The organism is Cytobacillus sp. C11.1, from assembly GCF_058145115.1.
Map to the genome: position 1 here is coordinate 4,243,324 of NZ_CM176935.1, position 13,547 is coordinate 4,256,870.

14 protein-coding genes are annotated in these 13,547 nt (G+C 41.6%); all 14 read right to left on the reverse strand.

Annotated elements, in window-relative coordinates:
- Nucleotides 1-2,037, reverse strand: coding sequence for a chemotaxis protein CheW (locus AC3ZVC_RS20955; RefSeq protein WP_490065078.1), 2,037 nt, complete (start codon nucleotides 2,035-2,037; stop codon nucleotides 1-3).
- Nucleotides 2,038-2,056: 19 nt separating this feature from the next.
- On the reverse strand, nucleotides 2,057-3,157 hold the full coding sequence (locus tag AC3ZVC_RS20960; protein ID WP_490065079.1) for a protein-glutamate methylesterase/protein-glutamine glutaminase: 1,101 nt from the start codon (nucleotides 3,155-3,157) through the stop codon (nucleotides 2,057-2,059).
- Nucleotides 3,158-3,162: 5 nt separating this feature from the next.
- The gene (locus AC3ZVC_RS20965; protein ID WP_490065080.1) at nucleotides 3,163-3,651 is read right to left on the reverse strand and encodes a MinD/ParA family ATP-binding protein; all 489 of its coding nucleotides are present in this window, start codon (nucleotides 3,649-3,651) and stop codon (nucleotides 3,163-3,165) included.
- 50 nt (nucleotides 3,652-3,701) lie between these two features.
- Nucleotides 3,702-4,037 carry a P-loop NTPase gene (locus AC3ZVC_RS20970; protein ID WP_490065081.1) on the reverse strand — a complete coding sequence of 112 codons (336 nt, stop codon included), beginning with the start codon at nucleotides 4,035-4,037 and terminating at the stop codon, nucleotides 3,702-3,704.
- Entirely contained in the window at nucleotides 4,034-5,203 is a 1,170-nt protein-coding gene (gene flhF, locus AC3ZVC_RS20975; RefSeq protein ID WP_490065082.1) for a flagellar biosynthesis GTPase FlhF, read from the reverse strand. The genes AC3ZVC_RS20970 and flhF overlap by 4 nt, the downstream gene beginning before the upstream one ends.
- The gene (gene flhA, locus AC3ZVC_RS20980) at nucleotides 5,200-7,236 is read right to left on the reverse strand and encodes a flagellar biosynthesis protein FlhA (RefSeq protein ID WP_490065083.1); all 2,037 of its coding nucleotides are present in this window, start codon (nucleotides 7,234-7,236) and stop codon (nucleotides 5,200-5,202) included. The genes flhF and flhA overlap by 4 nt, the downstream gene beginning before the upstream one ends.
- Before the next feature lie 107 nt (nucleotides 7,237-7,343).
- Nucleotides 7,344-8,429 carry a flagellar biosynthesis protein FlhB gene (gene flhB / locus AC3ZVC_RS20985; RefSeq protein ID WP_490065084.1) on the reverse strand — a complete coding sequence of 362 codons (1,086 nt, stop codon included), beginning with the start codon at nucleotides 8,427-8,429 and terminating at the stop codon, nucleotides 7,344-7,346.
- Nucleotides 8,430-8,433: 4 nt separating this feature from the next.
- The gene (fliR, locus tag AC3ZVC_RS20990) at nucleotides 8,434-9,210 is read right to left on the reverse strand and encodes a flagellar biosynthetic protein FliR (RefSeq protein WP_490065085.1); all 777 of its coding nucleotides are present in this window, start codon (nucleotides 9,208-9,210) and stop codon (nucleotides 8,434-8,436) included.
- A gap of 4 nt (nucleotides 9,211-9,214) precedes the next feature.
- Nucleotides 9,215-9,484 (reverse strand): flagellar biosynthesis protein FliQ, encoded by a 270-nt coding sequence (gene fliQ, locus AC3ZVC_RS20995; RefSeq protein WP_053436462.1) that lies wholly within the window; start codon nucleotides 9,482-9,484, stop codon nucleotides 9,215-9,217.
- A gap of 17 nt (nucleotides 9,485-9,501) precedes the next feature.
- Nucleotides 9,502-10,167: a flagellar type III secretion system pore protein FliP gene (gene fliP, locus AC3ZVC_RS21000; RefSeq protein WP_490065086.1), complete on the reverse strand. Its 666-nt coding sequence runs from the start codon at nucleotides 10,165-10,167 to the stop codon at nucleotides 9,502-9,504.
- On the reverse strand, nucleotides 10,164-10,826 hold the full coding sequence (locus AC3ZVC_RS21005) for a flagellar biosynthetic protein FliO (RefSeq protein ID WP_490065087.1): 663 nt from the start codon (nucleotides 10,824-10,826) through the stop codon (nucleotides 10,164-10,166). Before AC3ZVC_RS21005 ends, fliP begins: the two co-directional genes overlap by 4 nt.
- A 29-nt stretch (nucleotides 10,827-10,855) precedes the next feature.
- Entirely contained in the window at nucleotides 10,856-11,218 is a 363-nt protein-coding gene (gene cheY, locus AC3ZVC_RS21010) for a chemotaxis protein CheY (RefSeq protein ID WP_490065088.1), read from the reverse strand.
- A 22-nt stretch (nucleotides 11,219-11,240) separates the two neighbouring features.
- Nucleotides 11,241-12,545: a flagellar motor switch phosphatase FliY gene (gene fliY, locus AC3ZVC_RS21015; protein ID WP_490068978.1), complete on the reverse strand. Its 1,305-nt coding sequence runs from the start codon at nucleotides 12,543-12,545 to the stop codon at nucleotides 11,241-11,243.
- The gene (gene fliM, locus AC3ZVC_RS21020; protein WP_490065089.1) at nucleotides 12,532-13,533 is read right to left on the reverse strand and encodes a flagellar motor switch protein FliM; all 1,002 of its coding nucleotides are present in this window, start codon (nucleotides 13,531-13,533) and stop codon (nucleotides 12,532-12,534) included. Before fliM ends, fliY begins: the two co-directional genes overlap by 14 nt.
- Nucleotides 13,534-13,547: the final 14 nt, after the last annotated feature.

A 13,547-nucleotide genomic window follows, 5' to 3' on the forward strand; every position in this document is an offset into this window, starting at 1 on the left:
TTATTTAATCAAAGCATTGCAGTCTACAATTAAGGCAACCTGGCCATCTCCAAGGATGGTCGCTCCTGAAATGGCAAATACATTGGTTAGATAGTTTCCAAGCGATTTTAAAACGACCTCTTGCTGACCAATAAATGAATCTACAATCAGCCCAGCCATCTTTTCGCCTTTCCTGACTATGACAATAGATAAAAATTCGCCTTCCTGGTTCTCCGAAGGAACATTAAAGATTTGTTTCAATGAAAGAAGCGGGACAACCTTTCCTCTGAAGTCAATCACTTTCTGGTTGTGCGCACTCAGGATATCACCTTTTTTTATTATGGCTGTTTCAATAATGGAAGAAAGAGGAATGGCAAATTTTTCTTCTTCAATCTCAACCAGCATGACAGAAATGATTGATAAGGTTAGCGGAAGCTGAATATAGAAAATGGATCCCTGTCCAACTTTTGAATCAATGGATACTGAACCGCCTAATGATTCGATTGTATTTTTTACAACATCCAGGCCAACTCCGCGCCCGGAAACATCTGATATTTTTTCAGCAGTAGAGAAACCGGATGCAAATATTAGCTCATAAGCCTGCTTGTCTGTTAAAGCCGCAGCGGCTTGTTCAGTAATAATGCCGTTTTTAAGAGCTTTACTGATCACCTTTTCTTTGTTAATGCCGGAACCATCATCCTCAATTTCGATGAATACATGATTGCCGCTGTGATAAGCTTTTAGAATGACACTTCCTTCTTCACTTTTTCCATTTGCTTTACGAAACTCAGGCGTCTCTACCCCATGATCGAGCGCATTGCGGATTAAATGCACAAGCGGATCACCAATTTCATCAATGACTGTTCGGTCAAGCTCAGTCTCTGCACCAACAATTTCGAGGTTGATTTTTTTATTTAAATCCCTTGCCAGCTGCCTTACCATTCTTGGGAAGCGATTAAATACTGTTTCGATTGGAACCATTCTCATGTTAAGGATAATATTTTGCAAATCACCCGAAATCCTTGACATGTGTTCTACAGTCTCATGCAGCTCCTGATTGTTTACTTCCCGGGATATTTGCTCAAGCCGTCCCCTGTCAATAACAAGTTCTTCAAACAAATTCATCAGGATATCCAGTCTTTCAATATTTACCCTGATCGTTTTATTGCTTGCCTGCTTGGCTGCAGGCGCTTTCTTTTCTTCCTTTGGCAGGGTTGCATCTACTATGGAATCTGCAGATGAAGAAGGGGGCCGAGCTTCTTCCTCTTTTTCAGGCTCTTGCTGGCGCAGGTCATCAAGAGATAGCGGCATAACGTCTGCTTTCTCAACTTCAGACACCTTCAATAGTTTTTGCTGGATATCCTCCCGGGATTCCTGAGTCACAATTGTGATAGAGAACTCCTGGTCAAATTGCTCTTCTTCGAGTTCCTCTACAGGTGGAGTTGCTTTAATTACTTCCCCCACTTTCTCAAGCACATCGAAAACCATATAAACTCTTGCTGCCTTCAGTAAACAATCATCCCGCAATGCAATCGATATTTCATATGTTTCAAACCCTTGCTCCCTTGATTGTTGGATGACAGTCAATTCAAATTCATCATAGGTGCTTTTCACAGCTGCTGAAGGTTCTGCGAGTGCCACAGCAGTTTCTGTTTTTGCTTCAGCCTGTGCAGGGCTTTTTCCCATTTCAATCAGTTTTAATTTGGCAATAGCTGTTGAAACGTCTCTTTTGCCGTTTCCTCCTTCAGCAATGGAATGGACCATTGCTTCGAGGTCATCGACAGCCAAAAAAATAACATCCAGAATTTCTGCATTCACTTTAATTTTCTGATTTCTGATGGCATCAAGGACATTCTCCATTTGGTGGGTAAGGTTTGCGAGGTCCTCATATCCCATTGTTGCCGACATGCCTTTCAGTGTATGTGCCGATCGAAAAATCTCGTTAATGATATTAATATCTTCGGGTTTTTTCTCTAATTCAAGAAGCTGTTCATTACATGCCTGCAAATGCTCCTTGCTTTCTTCAATAAATACCTCTAAATATTGGTTCATATCCATGTGCCTGCACCCCTCGGCCTTAAACATATTTCAATATGGATTCTGCAATTCGATCAACATTTTGTACATCATCTATTAATCCAGCCTCAATTGCTGCTCTTGGCATCCCAAAAATAATTGAAGTTTCCTTAGATTCAGCAATCGCTATTACATTGCTGCTTTTTTTTATAGCAGCTAGGCCTTCTCTGCCGTCTGCCCCCATACCAGTCATAATAACTGCTATCATCCGAAAACCCTTCAGTTCACTCACAGATTCAAACATAATATCCACTGAGGGACGATGTCCGTTTTTAGGAGGAGATTGATCCAGGTGAAGCACCAGGTCTCGCCCTGAACATCCCACTTTCAAATGGAATCCACCAGGAGCAATATAGGCTGTGCCTTTCTCAAGGATATCCCCTTTCTCTGCTTCCTTTACAGTCAATTCGGACAAGCCATTCAACCTGCTGGCCAGTGATTTGGTAAATCCTGCGGGCATATGCTGGACAATTAAGACTGGAGCATTCAGATCTCCTGGGAGCTTTGTTAAAACTTTTTGAAGGGCTCTTGGGCCGCCGGTTGATGTGCCTATACAAATAATTCGTTTATCATGTGTACTTGATTTAATAGCTGCACCAATTGATTGATCAATAGACTTATTTAGTTCTATTTTACTATAATTCCGCTCGATTTTCGTATGGTTTTTTCCAGCGGAAGAAATATTGCCCAAATTCTTAATATTGGCCTTGCATGCCGAGACGACTTTCTCTGCTAATTCGGCTTTTATTTTATGTAAATCCAGAGAGATTGATCCTGATGGCTTCGCAATAAAATCCACTGCACCATACTCCATCGCGGCGAATGTATTATCAGTGCCTTCTTTCGTTGTACTGGAAAGCATCACAACCGGTACTGGCCGTGTTTCCATAATAATCTTTAATGCTTCTAACCCATTAAGGACTGGCATTTCAACGTCCATGGTTACAACATCCGGATTTAATTCTTTGATCTTCCTAAGTCCGTCTTCTCCATTTCTTGCTGTGCCCACAACATTCAGTCGGGGATCCTGAGATAAAAAATCGGCAATAAGTTTCCTCATAAAGGCCGAATCATCTACAATAAGCACGCTGATTCTCTTCATGTGATTCACTGCCTTTCAAAAAGAAATTTCTTTAGCTTTTCTATAAATTGGTAGGAATGATTATTCCCTGATGCCGAATCGGCTGGCCGGCTGCCCACTTTATCAGCCATAAGTTGAATAGCTTTCGCAGCAGGAGATTTTTCATGGTAGAGGATAAAAGGAATTTGTCTTTTTACCGCCTGCTGGATGTAGCGGTCATCAGGAAGAATACCAAGTAAGAAAGATTCTCTTCCCAGGAATCTTTTTAAAACATCGGAAAGTCTCTTAAACGTATCCTGACCTTCCTTTTCACCTTGTGCCTTGTTTATGACTAAATAAAAAGGTATACTGTTATCCAGCAGATGTATTTGCTTCATAGCCGAATAGGCATCAGTAATCGAAGTAGGCTCAGGTGTGGTAATCACTGCAATTTCCTGTACCGAAAGGATGAATCTTGCTGACTCCTCAGTAATGCCCGCACCCATATCAAAAATCACATAATCATAGTTTCCCAAGAGGGCAGCCAGCTCCTCAGTAAATCTGGCAATTTGTTCATCCTCAGGTTTTAGTATATGGGAAAGCCCCGTCCCCCGGCAATATAGCTGAGCCCATTTGGGCCTTCTGATACAATATCGTTTAAAGATCGATTCTTTTCAAAAAAATCGGCTATAGAGTAAGTGGATGTTCTTCCCATCAGAATATCAAGGTTGCCCATTCCAATATCCATGTCAAATAATAAAACTTTATCGCCTTTTTGGCATAGGGAAATAGAAAAATTCAAAGAGAAATTTGATTTCCCCACGCCCCCTTTTCCGCTGACAACTGCTAATGTTTTGGACATAGGGCGATGGCTGCTATCCTCGAGCAGCCTGGCTCTCAGCTTCTCTGCCTGGTCGTTCATTTTATCGTCCCCACTAGTTGCTTTACAATAACATTCGGCTCTGCAGAAAGGATATCATCCGGGACATCCTGGCCATTTGTTATGTATGCTGCACCTTTTCTATATTTATGGATTAAGTTATACATTGCTCCATAGGTTGAGGTTTCGTCTGCTTTCGTAAAGATCAGCTTATCAATATCAATGATGGAAAATTGCCTGTAGATATCCTCCATATCCCTCTGTTTCGCTGTAAGCGAGAGAACTAAAAAGGTTTCCATATCATTTTTAAAATCAATAACATTTTGCAAATCTTCTACATACTGTTTATTTCGGAAATTTCGGCCAGCTGTATCAATTAAAATTAGATCATTTTCTTTAAGCTTTTCTGCTGCTTCCTTGAAATCTTCTATTGTATAGCAAACCTCCAGAGGCACGTTTAAAATTTTGGCATAAGTTTTTAATTGATCGATAGCCGCTATTCTATAGGTATCTGTTGTAATAAACGCAACCTTTTTTTTATGCTTTATTACACACTCTGCTGCCATTTTTGCCAGTGTGGTAGTCTTGCCAACCCCAGTTGGCCCTGCAACATTGATATATTTTTTGGTAAAAGATATTCCCCCAAAAGTAATTCCATCTATCTCTCTTTCCAGCTCTGTTTCCGTCCACTCAAACACTTCAGAATCCCCTGCACCTGCTCCGTTCTGATACCATTTTTCAAGCAATGCGAAAAGAACTTGATTCTGAAGGTTTTTCTCCAGTTCTTGCTCATTAAGAATGGCCTGAACTTTCTTGATTGCCTCAGGATAGGATGGACCGCTTTGTTGGGTGGCAGCCAAATTGGACATCATTCGTTTCAGGTCGCTAATTTCCTTTATCAGTTCATCCGATGGCTTGATATCTGATTTCAGGTTAGCATTTCTTGTTTGTTCCTCTGCTTTCTTCTGAGATTGGTATGAAGAAGTCCTTTTCTGTGGAGAAGCAGGCCTTGTTAGAGGCTTCTTCTCTATTTCACGCTTTGGATCTACCGCTGCCATCACTTCTATGCTTCTTTTTTTAAAAAAGCCGAGTACTCCGCCAGTATGAACAACTCTTGAATTTAAAATAACTGCCTCATTCCCAAGCTCTGCCCGAATTTGTTTCATTGCATCAGGCATTGAAGATGCTATATATTTTTTTACCTTCATTCAACATTCACCACCCCAACACTTTGAACTTCCGCATTTGCTTCAAGCTCGTTATAGGATAGAATCGGTATTTGCGGAAAATACCTTTCCGTTAATTGCCTTACATACATTCTTACAGCCGGTGAACATAGCACTATCGGTGTCTGCTCCATCAGCGAAAGCTGCTCCACCTGTGAAGCAATGGACTCCAGTATGTTCTGGGAGGCTGCTGGGTCTAGGGATAAATAATTCCCATGCTCCGTCTGCTGGATGCCATCCGCAACCAATTTTTCAACCTTTCCGGAAAGGGTCACTACTTTTATCGAGTCACCCTGCTGTGAAAACTGGTTTGTGATTTGCCGTGCCAAGGACTGACGGGCATATTCTGTGAGCAAGTCTGTATCGCTTGTCGTTTTAGCAAAATCAGCAAGCGTCTCAAAAATCACAGGAAGATTCCGTATTGATACGTTTTCTCTTAAAAGTTTAGCCAATACCTTCTGAACTTCACCCACTGATAACGGATTTGGTGTAACCTCTTCGACAAGGATCGGATAACCTTCCTTAACATGGTCTATCAGCTGCTTTGTTTCCTGTCGCCCTAACAGCTCGTGGGCATTGCTCTTGATCACTTCTGTAAGATGTGTCGAAACTACAGAAGGTGGATCTACAACCGTATAGCCAAAGATCTCTGCCTGTTCCTTCATTTCTTCTGTTATCCATTTAGCCGGTAACCCAAAAGATGGTTCTATCGTATCTATTCCTTCAATGCTGTCATCATCAATACCGGGGCTCATCGCCAAGTAATGATCAGGCAAAAGCTCCCCCCGTGCCATTTCATTCCCTTTAATTTTCAGCCTGTATTCATTCGGCTGGAGCTGAATATTATCACGAATCCTTACAACTGGAATAACTAACCCGAGTTCGATAGCCAGCTGCCTGCGGATCATGACAATCCTGTCAAGGAGATCCCCGCCCTGATTTGCATCAGCAAGCGGAATAAGTCCATAGCCGAATTCAAATTCAATAGGATCCACATTCAGCAAGTTAACCACACTTTCAGGGCTTTTCATTTCATCGGTTTCAAGTTCTTCCTCCATTTCCAGCAATTGTTCTTTGTCTGGCTCAGGAGTTCGGGCTATCATATAACCTCCAAAAATTAATAAGCCGCCGATTGGCAATGTTAGAATAATGCCAATTGGGGTGAATAATCCTAAAAGAATAATGGTTCCGCCAGTTACATATAGCATTTTAGGATACGCAAACAGCTGTGAAGTAATATCTTTGCCAATGTTTCCATCAGATGCTGCCCTTGTAACAACAATCCCTGTTGCAGTAGAAATTAGAAGTGCCGGTATCTGGCTGACAATTCCATCCCCCACCGTTAGCATCGAATATTTTACAGCTGCCTCTGCAATCGGAAGCCCGTGCTGTATCATCCCAATGATAATTCCAAACATTAGGTTAATGAGGGTAATGATGATCCCCGCGATGGCATCCCCTTTTACAAACTTGCTCGCTCCATCCATGGAACCGTAAAAATCGGATTCCCGGCTAATTTTTTCACGCCGTTCACGAGCTTCGTGCTCTGAAATTATCCCTGCATTTAAGTCGGCGTCAATACTCATTTGTTTTCCTGGCATAGCATCAAGAGTAAAACGTGCTGCAACTTCAGAAACCCTCTCAGATCCCTTGGTAATAACAACAAACTGAATGATGACGAGTATTAAAAATACAACCAGTCCGACAATGACATTTCCTCCCGTAACAAAAGAACCAAATGTCTCAACGACCTTCCCGGCTTCCCCTTCAGAAAGAATCGAACGGGTTGTTGATACATTCAAGCCCAGCCGGAATAAAGTCATTAACAATATTAAGGAAGGAAAAATTGAAAACTCAAGCGCTTCTTTCATGTTCATTGCTGTTAACAGAACCATAAGCGCAAGTGCAATATTAATAATAATCAGTACACTTAAAAGCCAAGGCGGAAATGGAATAATAAGCATGGCTACAATTAAAATTACACTCATCAAAACTGATAAATCTCTTAGTGGCATAGAATTTCTCTCCTTACATGAAAAGCAGAAGCGCTTTGGCCGCCATTTTTCATGCTTCCAAAGACAAGCTATTACTTATGGATCATTATGGGATATATTTACTAGGATCAAATTTTGTTTTTTGTTCTGTATACATAAGCAAGAATCTCAGCGACGGCTTTGAAAAACTCTTCCGGGATGGCATCCCCTATCTCCGCCTGGCTGTATAGCGACCTTGCAAGCGGCCTGTTTTCGACAGCGATCACATCGTGTTCTTTTGCTATTAATTTAATCTTTTGTGCAACAAAGTCTACCCCTTTTGCTACTACAATGGGTGCGTCGCTCTTTGTTTCATCATAAGTTAGGGCAATGGCATAATGAGTTGGGTTGGTGATGACAACATCCGCTTTGGGAACCTCCTGCATCATTCTTCTCATCGCCATTTCCCGCTGCCTTTGTTTAATCTTAGACTTTATTAGGGGATCCCCCTCAATATTTTTGTATTCATCTTTCACATCCTGTTTGGACATACGGATGTTTTTTTCAAAGTCATATTTTTGATAGAGGTAATCCAGAACCGACAAAAACAAAAGGGCAGCCGATGCTATTAACCCCACCTGGACTGTCAGGCTGGCAATTGTAGCCATCGCTGCCCCTACAGATTTTTGAGAGAGAATTAGAATTTCATCTATCCTTAGCCATAAAACAGTAAATGCTGCCATTCCTACAAAGGCAATTTTCAATATGGACTTCAGGAGCTCTACAATGGCTCTCATGGAAAAAATTCGTTTAAAGCCTTTGATCGGATCGAGCTTTTCAAGCTTTGGCTGTATTGCTTCTGTTGAAAAAAGGACGCCGACCTGCATGAAGTTAGCGGCAACACCGGCAACCATGGCAATCAGCATAATAGGTCCCAGAAAAAGCACCAATTCTTTTAAAATATCAAGAAAAATGATCTGTATGTTCGCTTCCGTTAATTCCATCATCATATAATCGCTAAATGAATGCGTAAAAATATAGAGAATAATATCCTTCAAATATGAGCCTGCAAACAGGAGAAAAAGAAATACAGCCAATAATACAAATGCTGTATTGACATCCTGGCTTTTGGCAACCTGCCCTTTTTTCCTGGAATCCTGCTTCTTTTTCGGTGTGGCTTTTTCTGTTTTCTCTCCAGCAAAATACTGCAGATTCAATGATAACAATAACTTCATATCATCATGAACCTCCCATAAGATCCATTAGTCCCCTCATCGTGTCCAGCATTGCTGCAAAGAGCTGGGATACTGCAAAGAGCAATACACTCATGACAGCGATAAGGATAATGAAGCTGACACCAATTTTCAAAGGAAGCCCGACGACGAATACATTTAGCTGAGGCACCGTTCTTGCTACAACCCCAAGTGCAACATCCACAAGGAAAAGACTCCCAACAACAGGTATGGACATTTGAAAAGCAATGACGAACATGGTATTTAGGGCCCTTATTACATATTCAGCCATGTTTTCGTCTCCAAAAGGAATCCAGGGCTGCTCCAACGGGATAAAACTGTAGCTGTAAAATACGCCATCAAGCATGAGGTGGTGGCCATTTACCGTCAATAGAAAGAATAACGCAATTGTATATAAATACTGTCCCATCAGCGGACTTTGAGCACCTGTTTGCGGGTCAATCACATTTGCTATGGCAAACCCCATCTGGAAATCAATGAATCCTCCCGCAATCTGTATGGCTGAAAGCATTAAATAAGCAATAAAACCGATCATCAGTCCTACCAGGGATTCTTTTATAATCAAAAGAAAATACGTTCCGCTGATTTCCAGTGATGGCACTTCCATTCCCAAAAACATAATCCAGGCCAGAAAGAAACCAAGGCCTATTTTATGTGAAGCAGGTATGGATCGGTATGAAAAAAGGGGCATCATCAAAAAGAAAGATGTCACCCTCACAAAAATAAGTAAAAAACCAGGGAAAGCAGGCAAAAAGTCTAACATGCCATCAACCTACAAACCTAGTCAAATTAGAGAAAATCTCATTCGCGTATGAAAGCATATGGCTAAGCATCCACGGGCCAAAAAAAACAACACCCACAAGAACTGCTACGATCTTTGGTATAAATGCCAATGTCTGCTCCTGTATTTGGGTTGTAGCCTGAAAAATACTGACGACCAAGCCGACCACAAGCGCCAGGATAAGCAAGGGGCCGCAAATTAAAAGTACGGTGATGATCCCTCTTTCTGCAATGGATATTACTGTTTCTGGAGTCATTATGAAAGTTCACCTGCTTAAAAGCTTTGTAAAAGAGATTTAACTACAAGGTACCAGCCGTCTACCAGCACAAATAACAGAATTTTAAACGGCAATGAAATCATGACTGGCGGAAGCATCATCATCCCCATTGACATAAGGACGCTCGCGACCACCATATCGATGACAAGAAACGGAATAAATATCATAAATCCGATTTGAAAAGCGGTTTTAATCTCACTAATGGCAAAAGCAGGCACAAGGGCCGTTAAGGGAATATCTTCAATGGAAGAAGGTGCTTCTGCCTTGGAGTATTCAAGAAACAAAGCCAAGTCTTTCTGTCTCGTATGTCCACTCATAAACTCTTTAAAAGGCATGGAAGCTTTTTCATACGCTTCTTCCAGATTAATTTCTTCATTAAATAATGGTGTTAGAGCCTGCTCATTTACCTCTTGGAGTGTAGGTGCCATTATAAAAAATGTCAGGAACATGGAAAATCCGATTAATACCTGGTTCGGTGGCATTTGCTGGGTAGCAAGCGCCGTTCTGACAAAGGAAAGAACAATTACGATTCTTGTAAAGCTGGTCATTAAGATGAGAATACTGGGTGCAAGAGATAGGACTGTAAGCAATAAAAACAGCTTTACAGAGGTTGAAACACCCTCTGGAGAACTGCTGTTGAAAAATTCCATAAATTCACTCATCGGTCGTCTAGCCCTTTCTTCTCTATCTCATCAAACAGCTTTCTTCTGCCCTTTTTAATTTCATCAAGCTGCTGTCCGAGCAGCGCACTGAATTTAGGGTTGTTTTGATTGCTGTCACCTGATTGTCTTGTTCTTTTCATCACCTTTGTCACAATATCGCTTGGGCGGATAAAGTGTTCCAATTTGTCATTGTGCTCTGTGATGATCTGACTGTATTCTTCCGAATCGTCAATTTCCCTTAACAGCTGTATATTCTCTCCTACCCCCACTACAAGAATCCGGTTGCCTACTTTAATTAACTGAACAGATCTGTTGGAACCCAAAGCAGTACCGCCCAAATTTTCAACAATCTGTGAACGATTGTATACCTTGCTTTTCTTATTAATGAATTTCAGGAGTATATATAGGAGGGCCACAGTGAAAATTGTTGCCAGTATCATCTTAAAGAAGTCCCAAAATGTGAGGCCGACAGTTCCCCTTTCCTGCTGTGCCGGTATTCCTTTTTCTGATGATATTTCTTCTTTTCCGCATTCCTTGGGATTTTCCATGCATTCCTTAACACTATTATTTAATTGTTCTGCGTGGGCCAGCGGCTGTATGCCCAGCAGAACAATTGATATAAGAAGCAGAAAAGCAAGCATTTTTCTTACATTCAACACAATTTTGCACCCTCTAAAAATAATAGTCACTAGCCCAATGTCTTGCCGATCGCTTCCAGTACTCTATCTGCCTGGAATGGTTTAACGATAAAGTCCTTTGCTCCAGCCTGGATTGCATCTATAACCATTGCCTGCTGCCCCATTGCAGAACACATAATCACTTTTGCACTCGGATTAAACTTTTTTATTTCTTTCAATGCTGTTATTCCATCCATCTCCGGCATAGTAATGTCCATTGTGACCAAATCCGGCTGAGTTTCTTTGTACTTTTCAACAGCTTGGGCACCATCAGCAGCTTCGCCTACTACCTCGTATCCATTCTTTGATAAAATATCTTTAATCATCATTCGCATGAAAGCTGCGTCATCTACAATTAAAATTTTGTGTGCCATATTTCTTTACTACCTCCATGAATTATCTGAGTTTTTTAATACGATCGCTCTGGCTGATAATATCTGTAACGCGGACACCGAAGTTTTCATCAATGACCACTACCTCACCCTGGGCAATTAACCGGTTGTTCACCAGTATGTCTACTGGTTCACCAGCAAGCTTGTCCAGCTCAATGATTGATCCAGAAGCCAGTTCAAGAATTTCCTTTACCGAGCGTTTTGTTCTTCCAAGCTCAACCGTTACCTGAAGTGGAATATCCAAAAGCATATCCAAATTTTTTGTTCCAGTTTCCTGCTTCTGGTATGGTTCGAAACTCGAGAAAACCGCAGGCTGAACATTTGGCTGTTCACCGCCTTGATGAATGCCTCCTAAGTGCTGCGGACTCGAATGCAGCGCTGCCTGTGGCACAGATGCCTGATGCTGTGGATATGGCCCCTGATTCATCGCCTGCTGTGAGTATGTTTCCTGACCAGCTGTATTTCCTGCTTGGGCAAATGTCTGTCCATAGCTTCCACCATGTGTCTCGAGCGGGTTCTCAAACCCTTGATGATGCTGGGGTATTTCCAGTTGTGTTTTGGGCATCAATCGCTCTTCAGCCAAAGTGCTTGATGCTTCTCTTTCTGGAGCCTGTCCCGGATTTAACAATTCGTTTACAAGACTTTTTCCAAAATCGAGTGGAAGAAGCTGCATGATATTTGAGTCTATTAAACTTCCGATTTTAAGCCGGAATGAGATCCTGACAAGCATGTCTTCAGACGGCAATCTTTCAGTGCCTTCTCCTTGAGGCACGTCAAGGATATCAATTGCAGGCGGTGAAATATCTACTTTTTTGCCGAAAATTGTAGACATCGAAGTCGCTGCTGACCCCATCATTTGATTCATGGCCTCCTGGACCGCACTAAATTGGATTTCTCCCATAAGCTCCGGCGGGTTGGTACCATCTCCGCCAAGCATCAGATCTGCAATAATTGCCGCATCTGATTGCTTAATCACTAATAAATTGCTTCCGTAAAATCCTTCCGTATAGTTCACCTGGATCGCCACATATGGATGCGGAAACTCTTCGGATAATTTTCCGCGCAGGACAATTGAAACGGCTGGTGTTGTAATTTCTACTTTCTGATTTAATAAGGTAGATAATGCCGTAGCAGAACTTCCAAAAGAGATGTTGCCGATTTCTCCTAACGCATCCTGCTCCATATGGGACAGGTAATCTTCAGTCTGAAAAAATTCCTCTTTAAAACTTGTTAAATCATCATCATTGTCATCGGCTCCCCTTAACAGAGCATCAATTTCATCTTGTGAAAGCATATCATCGCTCATTATCCCCGTCTCCCCCTTTCACGGTATCCAAAATTTGTATCGCTAATTTTTTGTTCATTTTACCAGGCTGTCCCAAAAATTTCGGAATATCGCCAATCTTTATGACAAGAGGCTGGTCAATCGCCTGAGTTAATTCAATGACGTCACCTACACCAAGGGATAAAAAGTCCTGGATGGCTATATCTGAGATTCCAAGTTCACAAATGACAGGAACTTCTGCTTTGTGTATGTTCCGTTCAATCTTGGCGATTACTTCAGGCTCTCTTTCCTTTTTGTCGGTCTGCATCCAGTAATGGACGGACAGCTTAGGAATGATGGGCTCGAGCACAACATGCGGAATACAGATATTGATCATCCCGCTTGTTTCCCCAATGGTTGTATTTAACGAAATGACCACAACTGTTTCATTTGGCGATACCATTTGCAGGAACTGCGGATTCACTTCAAAGTCTGCCAATAGCGGATCGATATCTGCTATTGTGCTCCAAGCCTCCCTAAGATTTTCAAAAGCCCTTTCAAATGTGGCCGACATAATTTTTGTTTCAATTTCTGTTAAATTATCCACTTTGTTAATGCTTGAGCCTTTGCCGCCCATCAGCCTGTCCATCATGGCATAGGCTACGTTCGGATTTACCTCCATAAGGATTCTTCCATTTAGAGGCGGAACTTCAAACACATTCAGAATCGTCATTTTCGGGATGGACCGGATAAATTCCTCATATGGTATCTGATCAGCAGAAGCGACAGAAATTTGCACATAGGTTCTTAACTGCGCTGAAAAGAAGGTTGTTAAGAGACGGGCAAAATTCTCATGTATTCTCGTTAAACTCCGTATCTGATCCTTTGAAAACCTTAACGCTCTCTTAAAATCATATACTTTTACTTTTTTCTCTGACTGCTCTTTTTTCAGCTCATCCGCATCCATTTCACCTGTTGATAGTGCTGATAAAAGAGCATCTATTTCACTTTGTGATAAAACCTCACCCGACATGAATCCTCACCTCC

Coding starts and splice junctions, on each gene's coding strand:
- AC3ZVC_RS20955 (WP_490065078.1), bottom strand. CDS start 2,037: ATGGATATGAACCAATATTTAGAGGTATTTATTGAAGAAAGCAAGGAG.
- AC3ZVC_RS20960 (WP_490065079.1), bottom strand. CDS start 3,157: ATGAAGAGAATCAGCGTGCTTATTGTAGATGATTCGGCCTTTATGAGG.
- AC3ZVC_RS20970 (WP_490065081.1), bottom strand. CDS start 4,037: ATGAACGACCAGGCAGAGAAGCTGAGAGCCAGGCTGCTCGAGGATAGC.
- flhF (WP_490065082.1), bottom strand. CDS start 5,203: ATGAAGGTAAAAAAATATATAGCATCTTCAATGCCTGATGCAATGAAA.
- flhA (WP_490065083.1), bottom strand. CDS start 7,236: ATGCCACTAAGAGATTTATCAGTTTTGATGAGTGTAATTTTAATTGTA.
- flhB (WP_490065084.1), bottom strand. CDS start 8,429: ATGAAGTTATTGTTATCATTGAATCTGCAGTATTTTGCTGGAGAGAAA.
- fliR (WP_490065085.1), bottom strand. CDS start 9,210: ATGTTAGACTTTTTGCCTGCTTTCCCTGGTTTTTTACTTATTTTTGTG.
- fliQ (WP_053436462.1), bottom strand. CDS start 9,484: ATGACTCCAGAAACAGTAATATCCATTGCAGAAAGAGGGATCATCACC.
- fliP (WP_490065086.1), bottom strand. CDS start 10,167: ATGAGTGAATTTATGGAATTTTTCAACAGCAGTTCTCCAGAGGGTGTT.
- cheY (WP_490065088.1), bottom strand. CDS start 11,218: ATGGCACACAAAATTTTAATTGTAGATGACGCAGCTTTCATGCGAATG.
- fliM (WP_490065089.1), bottom strand. CDS start 13,533: ATGTCGGGTGAGGTTTTATCACAAAGTGAAATAGATGCTCTTTTATCA.